The sequence below is a fragment of the Mesorhizobium sp. P170090 genome, assembly GCF_057786115.1.
Genome location: NZ_JBYNWH010000001.1, coordinates 1,306,843 through 1,326,514 on the forward strand (window position 1 = coordinate 1,306,843; position 19,672 = coordinate 1,326,514).

Here is a 19,672-nt window from a genome sequence, read left to right on the forward strand (position 1 = left end):
CCCTCATCCGCCTGCCGGCACCTTCTCCCCGTATAGTGACGGGGAGAAGGATCAGCCGAAACGCAGGCGCCCCCTCTCCCCGTCCTTCACGGGGAGAGCGTGAGGGTGAGGGGCAGCGCTGCCGTCGAAGGCATTGCTAAACCTGATCGGCGGGGACCGCACTCATGGCCGCACAAACACGACCGAAACGACCGTTCCGCTGGCATATCGGCGTCTTCCTGGCGCCGGCGCTGCTGGTCTATACGGCGATCATGATCCTGCCGCTGGCCGGCACCTTGCAGCTGTCGCTGTTCCGCAACGTCGAGCAGCATCAGGTGTTCGTTGGCTTCACCAACTTCCGTACGTTGTTCGGCGACCCCAACTGGTCGGTGGGTTTCTGGAACGCGCTGAGGAACAACACCTGGTTCTTCATCATCCACATGGTGGTGCAGAACCCGATCGGCGTGCTTCTGGCCGCACTTCTTTCCAGCCCGAGGCTGAGGTTCGCCGCCTTCTACCGCACCGCGATCTTCGTGCCGACCATCCTGTCCTTCGTCATCGTCGGCTTCGCCTGGAAACTGATCCTGTCGCCGTTATGGGGAGTGGCGCCGCATCTGATGGACCTGGTCGGCTTGAAAAGCCTGTTCACGCCGTGGCTGGGCAAGGAACGATATGCGCTGACCGCGCTCAGCCTGATCTCGGTGTGGCAGTTCGTCGGCATCCCGATGATGCTGATCTATGCAGCCCTTTTGTCGATCCCCGAAGAGGTGATCGAGGCGGCCGAATGTGACGGCATCACCGGCATGTCGCAGTTCTGGAAGATCAAGCTGCCGCTGATCCTGCCGTCGATCGGCATCATCTCGATCCTGACCTTCGTCGGCAATTTCAACGCCTTCGACCTGATCTACACCGCGCAAGGGGCGCTCGCCGGCCCGAACTATTCGACCGATATTCTGGGCACTTTCCTCTACCGCGCCTTCTTCGGCTTTCAGCTGCAGACCGGCGATCCCAATATGGGCGCGGCGATCGCCACGATGATGTTCCTGATCATCCTCGGCGGCGTCTGCGTCTACCTGTTCCTCGTCCAGACGCGCCTGCGTCGCTACCAGTTCTGAGGGGCGAGATGTCGAGCTTGAACACCCCCCTCTGGCCTGCCGGCCATCTCCCCCGCAAGGGGGGAGATTGGCAGCTCTGGCCTTGCCGCTCGTCTTGCAACGTTGGCGATTGGCGAAAGCAGTCGCGGCATCTGATCTCCCCCCTTGCGGGGGAGATGTCCGGCAGGACAGAGGGGGGTGCCTTGGTGCCGACCTCAACAGTCATCGCTCGTCAGGAGACCTTCCAATGAGCACCGCCACCCGTTCGCTGCCCCGCACCATCGGCGCCCACACGATCCTGCTGACCTATACGGCGATCGCACTGTTTCCGGTGATCCTGGTGATCATGAATTCGTTCAAGTCCCGCGCCGGCATCTTCAGCGAACCGCTGACGCCGCCGACGCCAAAAACCTTCGACCTGATCGGCTATACCACCGTGATCGGGCAGGGCGACTTCATCCACTATTTTCAGAACAGCCTCGTCGTCACCGTCGCCTCGCTGTTCTTCGTGCTTCTGTTCGGCGCGATGGCGGCGTTCGCGCTATCGGAATACCGCTTTCGCGGCAACACGCTGATGGGGCTTTACCTCGCGCTCGGCATCATGATCCCGATCCGGCTCGGCACCGTCGCCATCCTGCAATTGATGGTGGCGAGCGGGCTGGTCAACACGCTGACGGCGCTGATCCTGGTCTACACCGCGCAGGGGCTGCCGCTGGCCGTCTTCATCCTGTCGGAATTCATGAAGCAGGTGTCCGACGATCTGAAGAATGCCGGCCGCATCGACGGCCTGTCGGAATACACCATCTTCTTCCGGCTGGTGCTGCCGCTGGTGCGGCCCTCGATGGCGACGGTCGCCGTCTTCACCATGATCCCGATCTGGAACGATCTGTGGTTCCCGCTGATCCTGGCGCCGTCGGAAGAGACCAAGACGGTGACGCTCGGCGCGCAGCTTTTCCTCGGCCAGTTCGTCACCAACTGGAACGCCATCCTGGCGGCACTCTCGCTGGCGATCATGCCTGTGCTGACCCTCTACGTCATCTTCTCGCGGCAGCTGATCCGCGGCATCACATCCGGAGCCGTCAAGTGAGCGGAGCCCTACAAATCTCTGCTGGAGCCTTCACCCCACCCGGCGCTGCGCGCCGACCTCCCCATCAAGGGGAGGTAAAAGGTCGTGGCTTCATTCACGACCGCCAGGGGGCGACTTTCGGAGAAGCTTCTTTGGCAGCGAGGGTGTTCGCGCCAGCGTCCTACCTCCCCTCGATGGGGAGGTCGGCGCGAAGCGCCGGGTGGGGTGACACCCTCTCAGCAGGAACAACTGGAACATCTGGAGTAGTTAGGTGACCTCTAAATCGCCCCTTCGTGTCGTCGTCGCCGGGCTCGGCAATATGGGCCGTAGCCATGCGCTGGCCTACCACACTAATCCGGGCTTCGAGATCGCGGCCCTGATCAACCGCTCCGACGTGCCGTTACCGGACGGGCTGTCGGGCTATGGCATCAGGCGCTCCTTCGACGACGCGTTGCGCGATGAAAAGCCGGATGTCGCCTGCATCGCCACCTATTCCGACAGCCATGCCGACTATGCGGTGAAGGCATTCGAGGCGGGCTGCCATGTCTTTGTCGAAAAGCCGCTGGCAACGACGGTCGCCGACGCCAAGCGCGTCGTCGCGGCGGCCAAGGCCAACGGCCGAAAATTGGTGATCGGCTACATCCTGCGCCACCACCCCTCCTGGGTCAGGCTGATCGCCGAGGCGCGCAAGCTCGGCGGCCCTTACGTGTTTCGCATGAACCTCAACCAGCAATCGTCAGGCCCGACCTGGCAGACGCATAAGCAGTTGATGCAGACGACCTCGCCGATCGTCGATTGCGGCGTGCACTATCTTGACGTCATGCTGCAGATCACCGACGCCAGGCCGGTCGAGGTGCGCGGCATGGGGCTGCGGCTGACCGAGGAAATCGCGCCGACCATGTACAATTACGGCCATCTGCAGGTGCTGTTCGACGACGGCTCGGTCGGCTGGTACGAAGCGGCCTGGGGACCGATGATTTCGGAAACGGCGTTCTTCGTGAAGGACGTGATGTCGCCCAATGGCTGCGTGTCGATCGTCATGAAGGAAGGTGTGAGGTCGGACGACATCGACACCCACACCAAGACCTCGACCATCCGCCTGCACAGCGCTGCGACGGGTGCGGACGGCAAGTTCGCCAGGCCGGACGAGATGCTGTCGATGGACGGCGAACCCGGCCACCAGGATCTCTGCGACCTCGAACAGGCTTTCGTGCTGAAGGCGATCCGGGAAGACATTGACCTGACCCGCCACATGGACGACGCGGTGAAATCGCTCGCCGTCTGCCTTGCCGCCGATGAGAGCGTGCGCAGCGGCGCCCCAGTTAAGCTCTAGTAGGGCAAACTCTAGAACAAGGACGAAGCCGTGGGCTCGCTGGTAATCGAGAATGTGAAGAAGGCCTTCGGGCCGGTCGAGGTGCTGAAAGGCATCAACCTCGAAGTGACCGACGGCGAATTCGTCGTCTTCGTCGGCCCATCTGGCTGCGGCAAGTCAACCTTGCTCAGGGTCATCGCCGGGCTGGAGGATTCGACCTCCGGCAGGGTGGTGATCGACGGCGTCGATGTCTCGGCCACGCCCCCGGCAAAACGCGGCATTGCCATGGTGTTCCAGACGTACGCGCTCTACCCGCATCTGACGGTGAAGAACAATATGGGCCTCGGCCTCAAGCAGGCCGGCACGCCCGCCCCGGAGATCGAACGCCGCATCGGCGTCGCCTCGTCGATGCTGTCGCTGGAACCGTATCTCGAGCGGCGGCCGGCGGAACTGTCGGGCGGCCAGCGCCAGCGCGTCGCCATCGGCCGCGCCGTGGTGCGTGAGCCAAAACTGTTTCTCTTCGACGAGCCCTTGTCGAACCTCGATGCAGCGCTTCGCGTCAACACGCGACTGGAGATCGCTCAGCTGCATCGCCGGCTGAAGGCAACGATGATCTACGTCACCCATGATCAGGTCGAGGCGATGACGCTGGCCGACAAGATCGTCGTGCTCAACGCTGGCCAGATCGAGCAGATCGGCGGCCCGATGGAGCTTTACAATTCGCCGGCAAACGAGTTCGTCGCCGGCTTTATCGGCTCGCCGAAGATGAATTTCATCGACGGCGCCAGATTGGGCGAGACGGCCAAGACGATCGGCGTGCGGCCGGAGCATCTGACCGTGGATCCAAGGTCCGGTGCCTGGAAGGGAACGGTGGTGCACGCCGAACATCTCGGCGCCGACACCAACCTCTATCTCGACTGCGAAAAGGCCGGGCTGATCACGGTGCGCATTTTCGGTGTCTACGACGCCGAGCCCGGTGCGACGCTGTATGCAACGCCCGAGCCGGGTAAGACATACCGGTTTGGGGCGGACGGCAAGACGATCAAGTAATCCTTCGCCGACAGCAACCACGGCGATCACACCGCGCCGAGCAGCACCGCGCCATGGATCGCCGCCTGCCAGCCCAGGGCCGCCCAGCGTATGTCCAGAGGCTCTACAACAAGCGAATGCGGTAGGCTGTCCGCGATGCGCTGCTTGAGCGTCTGGCGGGGATAGGACTTCATGTCGACGATACCGCCGCCGATCAGGATCGTCTGCGGGGAAAACAGGGCGGCTGCCGTTGCGACGGCCACCGCCTGCTGCCAGACGATTTCGTCGAGCCATTCGCGCAGCGATGGCGGCTGCCCGGCCGCCGAAAACAGATCGGCCACCGGGATATCGTAGTCTGTCGCGAGGTCGACGAGCGTTGCCCCTGAGGCATAGGTCTCGACCCGGTTTGGCGGACCGCTTTCGTCGGGCCGGTAGATCGGCATATGGCCGATCTCGAGCGCCCAGCCGCCACCCCTGAAAATGCCGTCCTTGCCGAGATAGGCCGCACCGATGCCGGTGCCGAGATAGACCGCCAGCACCTCCTTCTGCCGCTTCACCGCGCCGGCAACGCTTTCGCCCAGCAATTGCAGTACGACGTCGCGTTCGAGCCGCACGGGAACGCGGAGCCGCGATGCCAGTTCCGTACCCAGCCGGATACCGTTCAGTTCGGGAATGTTGGCCGTGTGCAGCACCGTGTCGAAGTCGCGGTCGATGAACCCAGGCACCGTCGCAACGACCCGTGCAGGTTTGAGCCCGGCATCGCGGCAGGCTGCGGTGACCGCATCGGCCAACCCCGCCACAGGCGCGCCCTGGCGCAGTTGCGCGGTCGGGTAGGTGCGGGCAAAATCCACCGGGATGCCGTGGTCGGCAAAGCCAACCTTGACCGACGTGCCGCCGATCTCGACCACGGCGATCGTGTCTTCCATCGTTTGATGCGTCATGCCAGCGCTTCCAGGAATTCCGAAAGACAGGCGCGGAATTCCCGCCGGTAGGCGGCGCGATCCTGCGATTTGGCTGTGATGGTGCAAAGCCGGGCCGACGGGATGAGCCCGGCCAGCGTCTGTGCGTCGTCCAGTCGATGGACGAGGTCATGGTCATGGCCGATGACAAGGGTCGGCACCGCGATAGCGCGGATGTCCGCCTCGCTCACGCCCGGACCATCGCCCGCGATCGCCACCAGCAACCTACCGAACAGAACCGGGTCCGGGCGATTGAAGAAGCCTTGCAGGCTGGCGAGATTGTCCGGCGCCAGCCTCGCTAGCTCTGCGGCAACTGCGCTGTCATCGAACAGACGCCTGGCGTCAGGCGAATGGCGCATCAGGAGATCGCCGACCACGGCATAGGGCCTCATATTGGCCGGTGCAGCCTGGGATACCCACGCAGGCCGGGCGAGCACCAGCGCCCGCACCCGCGCCGGCCTGTGCACCGCCAGGCGGAGCGCCAGCGCCGCGCCCATCGAGATGCCGCCGACGACGGCCGGGCCGAGGCCGAGATCGTCGGCCAGCGCTTCGACGTCTTCAGCAAAAGTCGCAATCGAAAGCCGCTCGACCGGCCCGTAGCTGGATCCGCCCTGGCCCCGGCATTCGAGCGTCACGCGCCGGGTCACCGGCAGATCGGGAAACACGTCGGCCACCTGCGCCTCATCGCCGCCCAGCCCATGCTGGAAGATGACGGGAAGGCCCGTGCCGACCTCCCGGTAGGCAAGGTCGACGCCATCTCGGCTGAAGGTCTTTTTCACGTGTCGTCGCTCGCTTCCAGGACATTGCGCAGGAACGCGCCGACGCCGGGCGCCTCGGCCTCTGTCAGGCCATGCGTGATCAGGGGGCCGTCGAACCCGGCGGCTCTTAGGCAGCCGATGAAATGCGGGAAATCGACGACGCCCTGTCCGGCGGCGGCAAAACTGCCATCGGCATTGCGGTCCTTGGCATGGGCCATGCCGATCTCCGCAGCCAGCAGATCGACGGCCTCGTCGATCAGGCGGTGACGCTCCGCGCTGTCCGCCACTTCGAATAGATTGGCCGGGTCGAGCACAATGCGCAGCCGCGCGCTGTTCATCTCGTCGAGCAGCCGGCGAGCGGCCCGCGCGCTGGAGACGACATTGGCCAGTTCCGGTTCGATGCCGAGCTCGATGTCGAAGCGCTCGGCAATCGCGATCGCCGCTTCCATCTCCGTCCGCAGATCGCTCCATGCCGCCTCGCTTGCATTGTCGGGATGCCAGCGCCACGGATCCTGTGCATCCCTTGTGCCGGTGCACAGCGTGATCAGGCGCGTGCCCATGTCAGCGCATGACGCGGCCAGTACCTCAAGCCGGGCGAGTCCCTGGATGCGAACCGTGCGATCCGGGTGGATCATGTTGTAGGTTCCCGAAACCGCCGCGATCGAAACGCCGGCCTCGCCGCTCGCCTCAGCGACGGACCGGGCCGCGCCGAGCTCAATGCTGTCCGGCATCGACGGCAGTCCAAGGCACGCCATGTTGAACTGCGCCGCCGTGTAGCCGCCGTCCGCGACCGCGCGTAGCACAGGCAAGGCGCCGGTGGTGGCGAAGGTCTTGGCGAAAATCCCAAGCTGCATCACACGACCCCGTCGACATCGGCCAGACGGACGGCGCGGCCGCCGGCAGCGGCCGAGCGGGCGATGGCCGCCATGCCCCTGACCGAGGCGATGCCGTCCTCGATGCCGGCGCCGATCATCGGCGCGCCATTTAGCACGACATCGGCAAAGCCTTCGAGCTGCCGGCGATAGAAGTGGCCATCCGCGCCAAGCGTCCGGTGCCAACTGCCATCGGCCTCGCGGAAAATGTCGACCTCGCTGCTCTTGTAGTACCAGGGGTTATAGGTCTTCGCGAGAACGCTGCCGTTCTCGCCGTAGATCTGGAACCCTTCGTGCCAGTCCATGCGCACGGCGACCGTCAGGTCGAGATGGCCGATCGTGCCGTCGGCAAAGATGGTGGTGATGAACCAGCAATAGGCGCCATAGCGCTCGGTGAGCCGGGCCTCCACCGCCTCGATCGGCCTGTGCAGATGGCGCGCCGTATCAAGGAGATGGCTGCCATGCGCCAGCATGTAGTATTGGCGCAGATCCGCCTTGGGATTGACGGCAGGCTTGCGCGCCTTGGCGCTGGTGATGATCAGCGGTTGCACCGCATCGGTCATCGGGTAGCGGTGGGTGCTGTCGCAGTACCAGCCTTTGAACGCCAGCCGCTCGCCCATTTCGTCGTCGACGAAAGCCTTTGCCGCCTGGATGCCGGGATCGAAGCGCTTCATATGACCGACCTGGAGCACCTTGCCGCTCCTGTCGACCGCCGCCCGCAAGCCTTCGACTTCCTCGACCGAAACGCCCAGCGGCTTCTCGCACAGCACGTGCTTGCCGGCATCCAGCGCCAGTTCCGTGGCCTTGACGTGGAACGTGTCCGATGTCGCGATGATGACGGCATCGAGGTCGGGATCGGCCAGCATCTGGCCATAGTCGGCATAGGATTTTTCGGGCGCGTAGGTCGCCGCCATCCTGTCGCGCAAATCGTCGGCGACATCGCAGATGGCATAGAGATCGGCATTGCGCGCCTTGGTGCAGGATTCGAAATGCGCCGCCTGCGCAATCGGACCGCAGCCGAGCACGCCGACACGCAGCCGCTTTTCATCTTTGCGAGGCATGGAATCTTTCTCCTGATTAGCGCGCGGCGAGGCCGCGAAGTTGAAATTGCGGATCGCCCGACAAAGCTGCCTGATGCAGCAGGCAGGCAGCGCCCAATGCCGGACCGTCGGCGCCGACGCGCGACAGTCCGACTGTGGGAACCGGATAACCTTCAGCCAGGAAGTCCGAGAGGAAAGCTTCCACCTGTCTGGCGACAAAGGGATAGACCGCATTGACCGAGCCGGAGAGGATGATGCGCTCCGGCTGCAGGGTGCAGGCAAGTGTCGCCAGCCCGCGACCGAACCAGAGCGCCCAGTCGCGCGCCGTGGCAACGGCTGGCGGATCGCCGTCGGCCAATGCCGCCACAAACTCATGCAGGCCGGCGCGCAGTCCGCTTATGTGCAAATAGCGAGCCAGCAACGCATCCTTGCCGACATAGGATTCCAGCCGCCCCGGGCGCTTCGCGTCGAAGACAAAACCTTCGTCGCCAATGCGAAGATGACCGATTTCGCCGGCGCCGCCGAGCCGGCCGCGATGCAGCCTGCCGGCATTGATGATGCCGCCGCCAACGCCGTTCTCGATCAGGATGACCAGAGCATCCTCGTCGTCCTTTCCTGGCCGCGACCGGTATGTCTCGGCCACCGCCACGGCATTGGCATCGTTTTCCAAGAGGATTGGAAAGTCCGCGCCAAAGGCAGTGCGCAAAATCTCCGCCAGATTGACCCCGTGCCAGCCAAGGATGGTGGCATGGTATGAAATCCCGTCGGCGGCGGGGAAGCCGGGCACGGCGACATTGAGCCCGTAGGGGCGCGTGCCCGCAGGCAATTGCGAGCGGATCTCGGCGACGAGTTCCCCGATGATGTCGACCGCGGCTTCGGGCGTGCTACCGGGGCCGGCAAATGCCCTAGAGGCGCTCGCACGCCGCGCGACGGCAAGGTCGACAGCCACGGCTGCGATCCAGTTGACGCCGATATAAGCGCCAAGGAAGAAGCCGCCATTGCCGTCGATCTCGACCAGGATACCGGGACGGCCGACCCGACCCTCGCTATCCTGCTCGTCATCCGCTCCATCCGACCGCTCGCGCGCCAGACCGGCTTCCGTCAGCCCCAGCACCAGGGCGCCGGTGGTCGACCGGGTCAGGCCGAGATCGCGTGCGAGCGCCGCTCGGCTCAACGCGCCGGCACGAAACAGCGCCGCAAGTGCCCGCGTTTCGTTCGGCCGAAGATCGGTCGACACCAGCACGTCGTTCTCCACAATTTGTTTGATTGTCATACTAATAGAATTTCTAGGCGGTTTGAAAGACCCAAGGTTGGGTGCGTTGCAACAAAACATTCAACATCCCCATGCCCATTGACCCAAGTTTCAACGATGATTTGTATCAGAAACTTACAAATTGGCATGGGAGGATGGGATGCCGGTTCTAGCGCGTCTCGAACATATCGTGAAGGATTTCGGTGCCGTCCGCGCGCTGTACAACGTCTCGCTCGACATAACGAGGGCCAGGTTCTCGGCCTGATGGGCGACAATGGCGCCGGCAAATCGACGCTGGCCAAAACCAGCGCCGGAAATTTTCAGCCGACGTCCGGCACCTCCCAAGCCTGTCCTCCGGCGCATCGGCCGGGGGACATCTCTTCGAAGGCAGGCTTGCAGTTGGGCCGGCCCGCTTCGCAATCAGAGACTGCCTGTGTCCCTCCAGCAGGCGATCAGATGACCGTCGCCGGCCTGCCTGACGGGTGGTTGCGCCTTTCGGCAATCGGGCAGCGCGACAGGACAGCGGGCGGCAAAGGAGCATCCGGAGGTCTCGGCATCGTGTGCCGCGACGTCGAGCTGAGCCGGAGCCTTCGGCGCCGTATCATCCGAGGAGGCGGCCAGAAGCAGCTTCGTGTAGGGGTGGTTGGGGCCACGGAAAATCTGCTCGGATGAGCCGGTCTCGACCAGCCGGCCGCGATAAAGCACGCCGATCCGGTCGGCCATATAGCGCACCACCCTGAGGTCGTGGCTGATGAACAGATAGGTGGTGTCCTTGTCGCGCTGCAGGTCGTTGAGCAAATTGAGCACGGTCGCCTGCACGGAAACGTCGAGCGCAGAGGTTGGCTCGTCCAGCACCACGAGCTTCGGCACGCCGGCAAAGGCGCGCGCAATCGCCGCACGTTGGCGCTGGCCACCAGACAGCGATCTCGGCTTCTGGTCGACCGTCGTAGCGGCAAGACGAACCGAGGCCAGGAGATCGGCGACACGCTGCTTCACCTCGCTGCGGCCAGAGCCGGCGAGCCGCCGCAGCGGACGGCCGAGGATCCTGCCGATCCGCTGGCGCGGATTGAGCGTGCGGTCGGGTGACTGGAACACCATCTGCACGTCGCGCCGTTCGCTCAGGCTTCTTTTCTCGACGCGCGGCGCGACAGTGCTGCCGAACAGCTCGACCGACCCAGCGTCCGGCGTCTGGAGGCCAGTCACGATCCTTGCCAATGTCGACTTGCCGGAGCCGGATTCGCCGATCAGCCCGAACGTCTCGCCCTGGGCTATCTCCAGATCGATATCGTGCAGGACGGCCTGGGAGCCGAAGGCGTGGCTGATGCCTTTGCAGGCGACGGCGATCGGACGTGCGGCTTCCGGTTGATCGCTGCGGACAGGATTCGACGGGCCGGTTGTGTGCATCTCGGCCAGCCTGCCGTCGCGCTTGGTGAAGTTGAGCGCCGGGATCGAGGCGATCAGCGCCTTGGTGTAGGCGTGAACAGGGTTCTCGAAGACATCGTTGGCGATGCCGCTTTCGACCACCGTCCCCGACTGCATCACGGCCACCCGATCGCAGGCCCGGCGGACCATGTTGATGTCATGGCTGATCAGCAGAACGCTGGTTTGGTGATCGCGGCGCAAGTCCTGCAGGATGGCGACGATCTCGGACTGGACGCTGGCGTCAAGCGCCGTCGTCGGCTCGTCCAGCACCAGCAGCGACGGGTCGAGCGCAATGGCAATCGCGATGTTGGCGCGCTGCTGCATGCCGCCCGACAATTCGTGCGGATAGAGATCGAGCACCCGCTCCGGATTGCTCACCCTGACGCGGCCGAGCAGCTCGGCGGCGCGGGTGCGTGCTTCGTCCTGCCGAACCGGGCGATGCCGCATGATCGTCTCGGTGATCTGCCGGCCAATCGTCATGGCCGGATTGAGCGCCGCACCCGGATGCTGGTAGACGGCCGCGATGCGATCGCCCCTTAGCCGGCGAAGCTGCTCGCCGGAGAGATTGCGGATCTCGCGGCCCTGGAACTCGAGCGCCGACGCGGCGATCCGGGCGTTACTCGGCAGATAGCGCAGAATAGCGAGTGCCACCGAGCTTTTGCCCGAGCCGGACTCGCCGACAAGGCCGAGCGCTTCGCCTTCGCCGATGGTGAGCGACACGCCGTTGACGGCCGGATGCGATCCCCGGCGTTCATCATAGGCGACGGTGAGCTGCTCGACGTTCAGAACCGATGACGACATGTCTTGCTGAAACCACTTTCTTTCGGCGCGGTCTTCGAGGGCAATCGCTTCCGCTTTCGCGCCGCACAATCTCTATAAAATTACTCGAATTAAGCTGGAGCGCAATCTACCTTTCACCGCTCAGGAGAGATTGTCGCAGCCGGTCGAGGCATCGCGACGGTCGCCTGAAGCAGTTCTGCAAGGAGACCGGCATGGCACGCGACCACATGATCCTCAGCGCGTTTTTCTTCAATCCGCAGGGCGATCATCGCATGTCGTGGCGCCATCCGCGCGCGCCGGGCCGCGAAGTGCTCGACTTCGACTTCTACCGCGATCTCGTCCAGTCTGCCGAGCGCGCCAGGATCGATACGATCTTCGTCGCCGACCATGTCGCGATCTGGGATTCCGTACAGAGCGGCGTAGCCCATTACGCCAATGCCCGCCTGGAACCGCTGACGCTGTTGTCGGCGCTTGCCGGCGTGACCAGGCATATCGGCCTCATCACCACCGCCTCGAGCTCCTACAGCGAGCCCTACAATGTCGCCCGCATGTTTGCCTCGCTCGACCATATCAGCAAGGGCAGGGCGTCTTGGAATGTGGTGACGTCGGCCATGGACGAGGAGGCCCGCAATTTCGGCCGCGACGGCAATATCGAGCACGCCTTTCGCTATGAGCGCGCCACCGAATTCCTCGATATCGTCAAGGCACTGTGGGACAGCTGGGAAGACGAAGCCCTGCTTATCGACAAGGCATCGGGCTATTTCGCCGATCCCGACAAGGTCCATGCGATCAACCACAAGGGCCCGCACTTCAAGGTGCGCGGACCGCTCAATGTCTCGCGCCCGCCGCAGGGCCATCCGCTGATCGTCCAGGCCGGCTCGTCCGAAGACGGCAAGAATTTCGCTACCGCGCATGCCGATGCGCACTTTGCCATCTACAGCACCAAGGAAGACGGCATCAAATATAGGCAGGACATCAACGAGCGCCTCGCCCGTTACGGCCGCAAGCCCGAGAGCTTCAAGATCCTGCCGGGCATCCTGCCGATCGTCGCAGCTTCCGAAGCGGAGGGACGCGAGCGGCAGGAGTATCTGCAGAGCTTGCTTCCCGATCGGGTCGGCATCGACCTTCTCTCGAGCTGGAGCGGCGTCGATCTCTCCGTATATCCGCCGGACGGCCCGCTGCCGCCGCTGCCGGACGAGAGCACCTTCAATGGCGGCCGCACCTCGCTCAATCGCGTCAAGGAATGGTCGAAGCAGAACCTCACTCTGCGCGAGATCGCTCGCAAGCTCGCCAACAGCGGTTCGGTGCCGACCGTCGTCGGCACACCGAACCAGATCGCCGATCAGCTGCAGGACTGGTTCGAGGCAGGTGCCGCCGACGGCTTCAACCTGATGTTCCCGCTGCTCCCGGAGGATTGGGTGAATTTTGCCGAGCAGGTCGTGCCGGAACTGCAGCGCCGCGGCGTATTCCCCACCGAATATGCGCCGGGGACGCTGCGTGATCGTTTCGGCCTGGCTCGGCCGGCCAACCGCTTCGCCGAACAGCGCGACAATGTGCGCGCCGTATCCTGACTTGGGGCAACTGATATGACCGCAGCGCCAAAACTTCAGCCCCGCGAAGCCACGGCTCCGCAGCTCATCAATGTTCTGCACAGCCCCAAGCGCATTCGGGTCAAATTCGCCGGCCGCACCATCGCCGACAGCCGCAACGTCCTGGTGCTGCGCTCCAACCATTTTCTGCCGATCTATTTCTTCCCGGCCTCCTCGGTGGACCGCTCGCTCTTGAAGCCGTCCGAGCGTCGCCAGCCGCATCCAGTCGGCGGCGAAACCACCTATTGGGACCTGGAGACGGGATCGAAAGCTTCTCCCAATGCGGCCTGGTCGTTTGTCGCGCCGCAGGATGAAAGCCTGTCGCCACTGGCCGGCCGCATCGCCTTCACCTGGAAAGCGGTCGACCAATGGTTCGAGGAGGAGGAAGAAGTCTTCGTCCACGCCCGCGACCCATACGCCCGCATCGACGCTCTGCAGAGTTCAAGCCATGTCCAGATCTGGTTCGACGGCGAACTGATCGCCGACAGCCATCGCCCGGTGCTGCTGTTCGAAACGCATCTGCCGACGCGTTTCTATTTGCATCCGGACGATGTCAGGCTCGACCGTCTGGTCGACTCGGACAGCACGACGCGCTGTCCCTACAAGGGCATCGCCTCCTACTGGTCGGGCCGGCGCGCCGACGGCTCGGTGAGCCCCGATGTCGCCTGGAGCTACCGCGATCCCATTGCCGAAATGCCCAAGATCAGGGGCCTCATCGCCTTTTACCCGCAAGCCGTCGACCGCATCCATCTCGACGGCGAACCAGTCGCTTAAGCCATTCAACAGTCATTTCAGACAGGGGTTTCAGAATGACCAAACGCAACCACATCGATACGCTTCGCAATCTGTCCGGCGACATCTGGAACGTCGCCGTCGATGAGCACCAGGCCGGCTTCCTCAAGCGCCGCGATCTGCTGAAATACGCAGCCTTGATCGGCCTCACCGGCTTTGCCGCCTCGCAGGGACCTGCTGGTTTCGGCACGGCGCGCGCTGCCGGCGCCGGCGGCACGGTCCGCGTTGGGCTCGGACAGCCGACCAAGGCGATCGATCCCGTCTCCATCACCGATCCGGCCAGCATCGGCGTCATCAGCCAGGTCGGCGAATATCTCATCCTCGACGATCCCAAGGACGGTCTGCAGCCCAAGCTCGCTCTGTCGTGGGAGGCCGACGAGACCGCCAGCCGCTGGACCTTCAAATTGCGGCCGGGCGTGAAATTCCACGACGGCCGCACCGTCACCGCCAAGGATGTGGTGGCGAGCTTCGAGCGGCTGGTCGATCCGGCCAGCGGTTCGTCCGCTTTGTCTGCCTATAAGGGCATCCTGTCCAAGGGCGGCGCCAAGGTCGTCGACGACCAGACAGTCGCCTTCGATCTCGACGGGCCCAACAGCAACTTCCCCTTCTATGTCTCCTCCGACGTCTACAACGCCGTAATACTGCCGGCCGACTATGCCGGCGATTTCGAGAAGAATTTCAACGGCACCGGCCCGTTCAAGCTCGAATCCTTCCGCCCCAAGCAGGGCGCCAGCTTCGTGCGCAACCCAGACTATTGGGGCGACAAGGCGCTGCCCGACCGCGTCGAGATCAAGTTCTTCGACGACGAGCAGGCGCAGGTGCTGGCGCTGCAGGCCGGCCAGCTCGACGTCATCCCGAGCACGACCCGGCTGGAATTGGCGATCGAGGGCAATCCCAACTTCAAGCTGCTCAGCGTGCAGGCAAGTTCGCATGACGAGGTGCATCTGCGGACCGACCAGGCGCCGTTCACCGACAAGCGCATTCGCCGCGCCTTGGCGCTCACCATCGACCGCGAGGCGGTGGTCAAGGGCTTGCTCAAGGGCCGCGCCATTGTCGGCAACGACACCCCGTTCGCGCCGATCTTCCCCTCGGCCGATCCGTCGGTGCCGCAGCGCAAGCAGGACATCGCCGAGGCCAAGCGCCTGCTTGGCGAAGCCGGCGTGCCGAACGGCTTCCCGGTGACGCTGACCACCGAGCGCGCCTATGACATTCCCGATTATGCCGTGCTGATCCAGAATTTTGCCAAGAAGGCCGGCATCGACATCAAACTCAACGTGCTGCCGCAGGACGCCTATTATGGCTCGGCGAAGTTCGGCTCGTCGCCATGGCTCGATTCCAATCTCGGCATCACCGATTTCGGCCATCGCGGCACGCCCGACATCTTCCTCAATGCCACGCTGAAGAGCTCGGGCGCCTGGAACGCGGCGCATTTCAACAACCCGGCCTATGACGGGTTGCTGCTCGAATACGGCAAGGCCCGCGACCTTCAGGCGCAACGCCTTGCGGCGGGCAAGATCCAGACCTTGCTGCTCGACGAGACGCCGCTGATCATCAGCTACTTCTCGCAATACAGCCGGATCGTCTCATCGAAGGTCGAGGGCGTCCGCTTCACGGCAATCTCGCATCTGCTGCTCGACCGCGTGACGTTCGCCCAGGCATGATTGCGAGACGTCCAGCCACTCCGGGCACCACAATCCGATGCTGACCGGCCGCACTGTGTCGGTGCGGGCAGCCTCGCTTCTGCTCACGCTGTGGCTGGTCAGCATGCTGGTGTTCTTCGCCGGGCAGGTCCTGCCCGGCGATGTCGGCCGCCTCATGCTCGGGCCGTTCGCCGATGCCGAGGCCGTCGCGGCGCTGAACAGGCAGCTCGGCGCCGACCAGCCGGTGCTCGTGCAATACTGGCACTGGTTCAGCAGCGTGCTGTCAGGCGACTTCGGCACCTCCCTGTCGCTGCGTTTGCCGGTGGCGCCCTTCGTTCTGGAAAGCCTCAAGCGCTCGGCGGCCCTTGCCGGAATTATCCTCGTCTTTCTGTTGCCGCTGGGCATCGGCGCCGGCATCGTCGCCGGTCTCAACCAGGGCCGCTTTATCGACCGCCTGATCGTACTCGCCGGCGTGTCCTTCGGCATCGTCCCGGACTTCGTCTCCGGCCTGCTGTTGCTCATCGTCTTCGGCCTGTGGCTGAACTGGTTCCCGATCACCGGCGCTGCTCCCGATGGCGCCGGGCTGTGGGTCAGTGGCTATTATCTGATCCTGCCGGCGCTGCCGCTGGTGCTGAACCTTGCCGGCTACATCACCCGCATGACGCGGGCCGGTGTGATCGAGGCGCTGGCCGCCGACTATACGCGCACCGCCGTCCTGAAAGGCCTTGAGCGTCGCGAAATCCTCATCCGGCACGTGCTGCGTAATGCGCTGACGCCGACCATCGCCGTGCTGGCGACGCAGACCGGTTACATGCTTGGCGGGCTGGTGGTGATCGAAGCGCTGTTCGGCATACAGGGTCTCGGCAATCTGGTGCTCAACGCCGCCAAGTCGCGTGACTTCCCGATGCTCGAAGCCGGCGTGCTGGTCATGGCGACCATCTTCGTGCTGTCGGCCGCGGCAGGCGATCTCGTGAATGCCTTGCTCGATCCGCGGCAGCGCCGCCGTGTCTCGCCATGATGGAACTGATGGAATTGCCGGAGCGCCGTACGCTGCGGTGGCGGGCAGCAAGTCGCATCCGCGAGACTGTTTCGCAGCTGCCGCCCTCGGTCATCATCGGCTCGCTGATCCTGCTGTTCTGGGTCGGCTGTGCCGTGTTCGGCAGCCTGTTTGTGCCCTACGATCCCTATGCCGAGGATTTCCTCGTCATGCTGGCGCCGCCTGATGCCGCGCACTGGTTCGGCACCGACCAGCTCGGTCGTGACGTGCTGTCGCGCATCGTCGTCGGCTCGCGTGACATCCTGCTGGTCGCGCCGGCAGCAACCCTGCTCGGCGTAGCCGCCGGCAGTGTGCTTGGCCTCGTGCTCGGCTATTTCGACGGGCTGATTGACGCCATCGGCGCCAGGCTGCTCGACACGCTGATGGCTTTTCCCTTCATCGTGCTCGTCACCATGACGCTGGTCGCGCTCGGGCCGTCCAACCTCACCGTCATCCTGGTGATCGGCATCGCCTATGCGCCGCTGGTGGCGCGAACGGTGCGCGCCGCCGTGCGCGAACAGCGCGAGCGCGACTATGTCAGCGCCGCCCGTCTCGGCGGCGAGAGCGCTCTTGCCATCATGTTCCTCGAGATCCTGCCCAATGTCAGGGAGACCATCCTCATCGAACTGGTCACACGGCTCGGCTACGCCTTCTTTTCAATCGCCACGCTGAGCTTTCTCGGCCTCGGCATCCAGCCGCCTTCAGCCGATTGGGGGCTGGCCGTGGCCGACGGCTACGGCTTCCTGACCGGCGGCAAATGGTGGGTGGTGATCTTCAACTCGGCGGCCATCGTCTCGCTGGTCATGGCCACTAATCTGATCGCGCAAGGCATGGGCGCCTTCGAAAACAGCGACCGGTGAAGATCGGCGCTCACCAAAGCTGACGCGCAATTCAGGACCGTGCGCTAAAATCGCTCCTTGTGATTCGGCCCGGATCGGGCATCAGAACAAGGAACGGCATGAGCAAGGCTCTCTCCACATTCGCACTGGTCGCGGTGTTCACCGCATTGCTCATGGCGCTCAGCCTGGCGGTTGCCCGGCACGGCTATCCCTATGGCGCGATCGGGGTCCGGCGGCTGGACGGCATCGCCGATGCTGGCTCGTTCCTGCCGCTCGCCGCCGTCTATTTCTTCAGCGCCATGCTGATGATGATCCTGCCGATCCGCGCCGCCGGCATCGTGCTCACCCATGCGGCGGACGCGCTGTTCTGGGCGGTGATCGCCTTGTTCGCGACCATTGTCGGCTGCCTCGTCGCCCGCTGGGCCTTCGGCCAGAGCAGTGTGTTATGGGCGCTGCTCAACTGGCGCTTTCTGTTTGCCGCGGCAATCGTCGGCTGTCATTTCACCATGAACGAGCTGCGCCGTAACATCCTGCTCAGAAGCCTGTTCTTCGTCATCTTCGCCGCGGCAACGCTGGCTTGCCTGTTCTGGACTTTTCCGAGCTGACAGCGGCCTGCTTCATATCGTCCGTTTTGAGGTCGCGGCTTTCACAGCAGCGCGCCATCGGCTATCCAGTCCGCAGCTAGACGTCAGGCCTCACAGTGTCGTCATTTGTCTGATAAATGATTCAGGCATACGGCACCCCCAGCGAACCAATACAAGGAAACCGCGACATGACCCTGTTTCGTAAAAATCTGATCGATGGCGAGTGGGTGGGCGAAGCCGGCTCGCGCAACATCAACCCGTCCGATACCGGCGATGTCGTTGGCGAATATGCCTCGGCCGGTGCCGAACAGGCCAAGCAGGCCATCGCGGCGGCCAAGGCTGCTTTCCCGGCCTGGTCGCGTTCGGCGCCGCTGGTTCGCCATGCCGTGCTGAAAAAGGCGTCGGACGAGATCATGGCGCGCAAGGAAGAGATCGGCCGCGCGCTGTCGCGCGAAGAGGGCAAGACGCTGGCCGAAGGCATTGGCGAGACCATCCGCGCCGCCCAGATCTTCGATTTCTTCGCCGGCGAGACGCTGCGCCTGTCGGGCGAACTGGTACCCAGCGTTCGGCCCGGCGTCGGCGTCGAGATCACCCGTGAAGCTGTCGGTGTCGTCGGCATCATCACGCCATGGAATTTCCCGATCGCCATTCCCACCTGGAAGATCGCGCCGGCGCTCGCGCACGGCAACACCATCGTCTTCAAGCCGGCCGAACTCGTCCCTGAAAGCGCCTGGACCATCGTCGACATCCTGCACCGCGCCGGCTTGCCGAAAGGCGTGCTTAACCTGGTCATGGGCAAGGGCTCGGTGGTCGGCCAAGCCATGCTTGACAGCCCCGACCTCAACGCCATCACCTTCACCGGCTCGGTCGGCACCGGCAAACGTGTGGCTGCGGCAAGCGTCGAGCACATGCGCAAGTTCCAGCTCGAAATGGGCGGCAAGAACCCGATGGTCGTGCTCGACGACGCCGACCTCGCCACGGCTGTCGAGTGCGCCATCAACGGCGCCTATTTCTCGACCGGCCAGCGTTGCACGGCCTCTTCCCGGCTGGTGGTGACCGAAGGCATTCACGACCGCTTCGTCGCCGCGCTCAAGGAGCGACTGGAAAAGCTCGTCATCGGCGATGCGCTCGATGCAAAGACGCAGATCGGGCCGGTCGTCGATGCGAGCCAGCTGAAGCAGGACGAGGACTATATCGCCATCGGCAGCCAGGAAGGCGCCAACCTCGCTTTCGGCGGCGAGCGACTCGATCGCGAAACGCCCGGCTTCTATCTCCGGCCGGCGCTGTTTACCGAGAGCACCAACGCCATGCGCATTTCGCGGGAAGAAATCTTCGGCCCGGTAGCCAACGTCATTCGCGTCAAGGACTATGACGAGGCGCTTGCGGTTGCCAACGACACGCCCTTCGGCCTGACCTCCGGGATATGCACCTCTAGCCTCAAGCATGCCACGCATTTCCGGCGCAATTCCGAGGCCGGCATGGTGATGGTCAATCTGCCGACCGCCGGCGTCGATTTCCACGTCCCGTTCGGTGGCCGAAAGGGATCGAGCTACGGCCCGCGCGAGCAGGGCCGCTATGCCGCGGAGTTCTACACCACGGTGAAGACAGCCTATACATTCGCCGGCTGAT

General features: G+C 64.0%; 17 protein-coding genes and 1 pseudogene. 12 read left to right on the forward strand and 6 right to left on the reverse strand.

Going from position 1 to position 19,672, the window contains the following annotated elements; genetic code table 11:
* Positions 1-164: 164 nt before the first annotated feature.
* The 4 genes from AC3EML_RS06480 to AC3EML_RS06495 all read left to right on the forward strand — a co-directional run bounded on the left by AC3EML_RS06480 (position 165) and on the right by AC3EML_RS06495 (position 4,501).
* Positions 165-1,094 carry a carbohydrate ABC transporter permease gene (locus AC3EML_RS06480; RefSeq protein ID WP_023707791.1) on the forward strand — a complete coding sequence of 310 codons (930 nt, stop codon included), beginning with the start codon at positions 165-167 and terminating at the stop codon, positions 1,092-1,094.
* Positions 1,095-1,320: 226 nt separating this feature from the next.
* A complete protein-coding gene (locus AC3EML_RS06485) occupies positions 1,321-2,160 on the forward strand; it encodes a carbohydrate ABC transporter permease (protein ID WP_023745182.1) in 840 nt (279 codons plus the stop codon).
* 250 nt (positions 2,161-2,410) lie between these two features.
* The gene (locus AC3EML_RS06490; protein WP_023745183.1) at positions 2,411-3,472 is read left to right on the forward strand and encodes a Gfo/Idh/MocA family protein; all 1,062 of its coding nucleotides are present in this window, start codon (positions 2,411-2,413) and stop codon (positions 3,470-3,472) included.
* Between the two features lie 30 nt (positions 3,473-3,502).
* Positions 3,503-4,501, forward strand: coding sequence for an ABC transporter ATP-binding protein (locus AC3EML_RS06495; RefSeq protein WP_023745184.1), 999 nt, complete (start codon positions 3,503-3,505; stop codon positions 4,499-4,501).
* A 26-nt stretch (positions 4,502-4,527) separates the two neighbouring features.
* On the opposite strand, the gene AC3EML_RS06500 is transcribed toward AC3EML_RS06495, so the two are convergent.
* The 5 genes from AC3EML_RS06500 to AC3EML_RS06520 are packed head-to-tail and all read right to left on the reverse strand — an operon-like array spanning position 4,528 to position 9,382.
* Complete coding sequence (locus tag AC3EML_RS06500; RefSeq protein ID WP_023745185.1) at positions 4,528-5,421, reverse strand: ROK family protein; 894 nt, start codon at positions 5,419-5,421, stop codon at positions 4,528-4,530.
* Entirely contained in the window at positions 5,418-6,218 is an 801-nt protein-coding gene (locus AC3EML_RS06505) for an alpha/beta fold hydrolase (RefSeq protein WP_023745186.1), read from the reverse strand. The genes AC3EML_RS06500 and AC3EML_RS06505 overlap by 4 nt, the downstream gene beginning before the upstream one ends.
* A complete protein-coding gene (locus tag AC3EML_RS06510) occupies positions 6,215-7,051 on the reverse strand; it encodes a sugar phosphate isomerase/epimerase family protein (RefSeq protein WP_352521740.1) in 837 nt (278 codons plus the stop codon). The genes AC3EML_RS06505 and AC3EML_RS06510 overlap by 4 nt, the downstream gene beginning before the upstream one ends.
* On the reverse strand, positions 7,051-8,130 hold the full coding sequence (locus AC3EML_RS06515) for a Gfo/Idh/MocA family protein (protein WP_352521739.1): 1,080 nt from the start codon (positions 8,128-8,130) through the stop codon (positions 7,051-7,053). The genes AC3EML_RS06510 and AC3EML_RS06515 overlap by 1 nt, the downstream gene beginning before the upstream one ends.
* Positions 8,131-8,146: 16 nt before the next feature.
* The gene (locus AC3EML_RS06520) at positions 8,147-9,382 is read right to left on the reverse strand and encodes an ROK family transcriptional regulator (protein WP_352521737.1); all 1,236 of its coding nucleotides are present in this window, start codon (positions 9,380-9,382) and stop codon (positions 8,147-8,149) included.
* A 139-nt stretch (positions 9,383-9,521) separates the two neighbouring features.
* Here AC3EML_RS06520 and AC3EML_RS06525 point away from each other — a divergent pair.
* Positions 9,522-9,700, forward strand: a pseudogene (locus AC3EML_RS06525) (ATP-binding cassette domain-containing protein); the annotation flags it as partial.
* Positions 9,701-9,781: 81 nt separating this feature from the next.
* Here the strand turns inward: AC3EML_RS06525 and AC3EML_RS06530 are convergent.
* On the reverse strand, positions 9,782-11,584 hold the full coding sequence (locus AC3EML_RS06530) for a dipeptide ABC transporter ATP-binding protein (RefSeq protein ID WP_352521736.1): 1,803 nt from the start codon (positions 11,582-11,584) through the stop codon (positions 9,782-9,784).
* Positions 11,585-11,775: 191 nt separating this feature from the next.
* On the opposite strand from AC3EML_RS06530, the gene AC3EML_RS06535 reads away from it, so the two are divergent.
* The 7 genes from AC3EML_RS06535 (at position 11,776) to AC3EML_RS06565 (ending at position 19,671) form a co-directional block, all read left to right on the forward strand.
* Positions 11,776-13,134, forward strand: a complete 1,359-nt coding sequence (locus AC3EML_RS06535) for an LLM class flavin-dependent oxidoreductase (protein ID WP_023668832.1) — start codon at positions 11,776-11,778, stop codon at positions 13,132-13,134.
* Between the two features lie 15 nt (positions 13,135-13,149).
* Entirely contained in the window at positions 13,150-13,926 is a 777-nt protein-coding gene (locus tag AC3EML_RS06540) for a DUF427 domain-containing protein (protein ID WP_352521733.1), read from the forward strand.
* A gap of 35 nt (positions 13,927-13,961) precedes the next feature.
* Positions 13,962-15,605 carry an ABC transporter substrate-binding protein gene (locus AC3EML_RS06545; RefSeq protein ID WP_352521731.1) on the forward strand — a complete coding sequence of 548 codons (1,644 nt, stop codon included), beginning with the start codon at positions 13,962-13,964 and terminating at the stop codon, positions 15,603-15,605.
* A 37-nt stretch (positions 15,606-15,642) separates the two neighbouring features.
* Complete coding sequence (locus AC3EML_RS06550; RefSeq protein WP_352521729.1) at positions 15,643-16,602, forward strand: ABC transporter permease; 960 nt, start codon at positions 15,643-15,645, stop codon at positions 16,600-16,602.
* Positions 16,599-17,480 (forward strand): ABC transporter permease, encoded by an 882-nt coding sequence (locus tag AC3EML_RS06555; RefSeq protein WP_023826481.1) that lies wholly within the window; start codon positions 16,599-16,601, stop codon positions 17,478-17,480. The genes AC3EML_RS06550 and AC3EML_RS06555 overlap by 4 nt, the downstream gene beginning before the upstream one ends.
* Positions 17,481-17,578: 98 nt before the next feature.
* Positions 17,579-18,064 carry a hypothetical protein gene (locus tag AC3EML_RS06560; RefSeq protein WP_023668827.1) on the forward strand — a complete coding sequence of 162 codons (486 nt, stop codon included), beginning with the start codon at positions 17,579-17,581 and terminating at the stop codon, positions 18,062-18,064.
* A 167-nt stretch (positions 18,065-18,231) separates the two neighbouring features.
* Positions 18,232-19,671, forward strand: a complete 1,440-nt coding sequence (locus AC3EML_RS06565) for an aldehyde dehydrogenase family protein (protein WP_023826483.1) — start codon at positions 18,232-18,234, stop codon at positions 19,669-19,671.
* The last annotated feature ends 1 nt before the right edge of the window (position 19,672 follow it).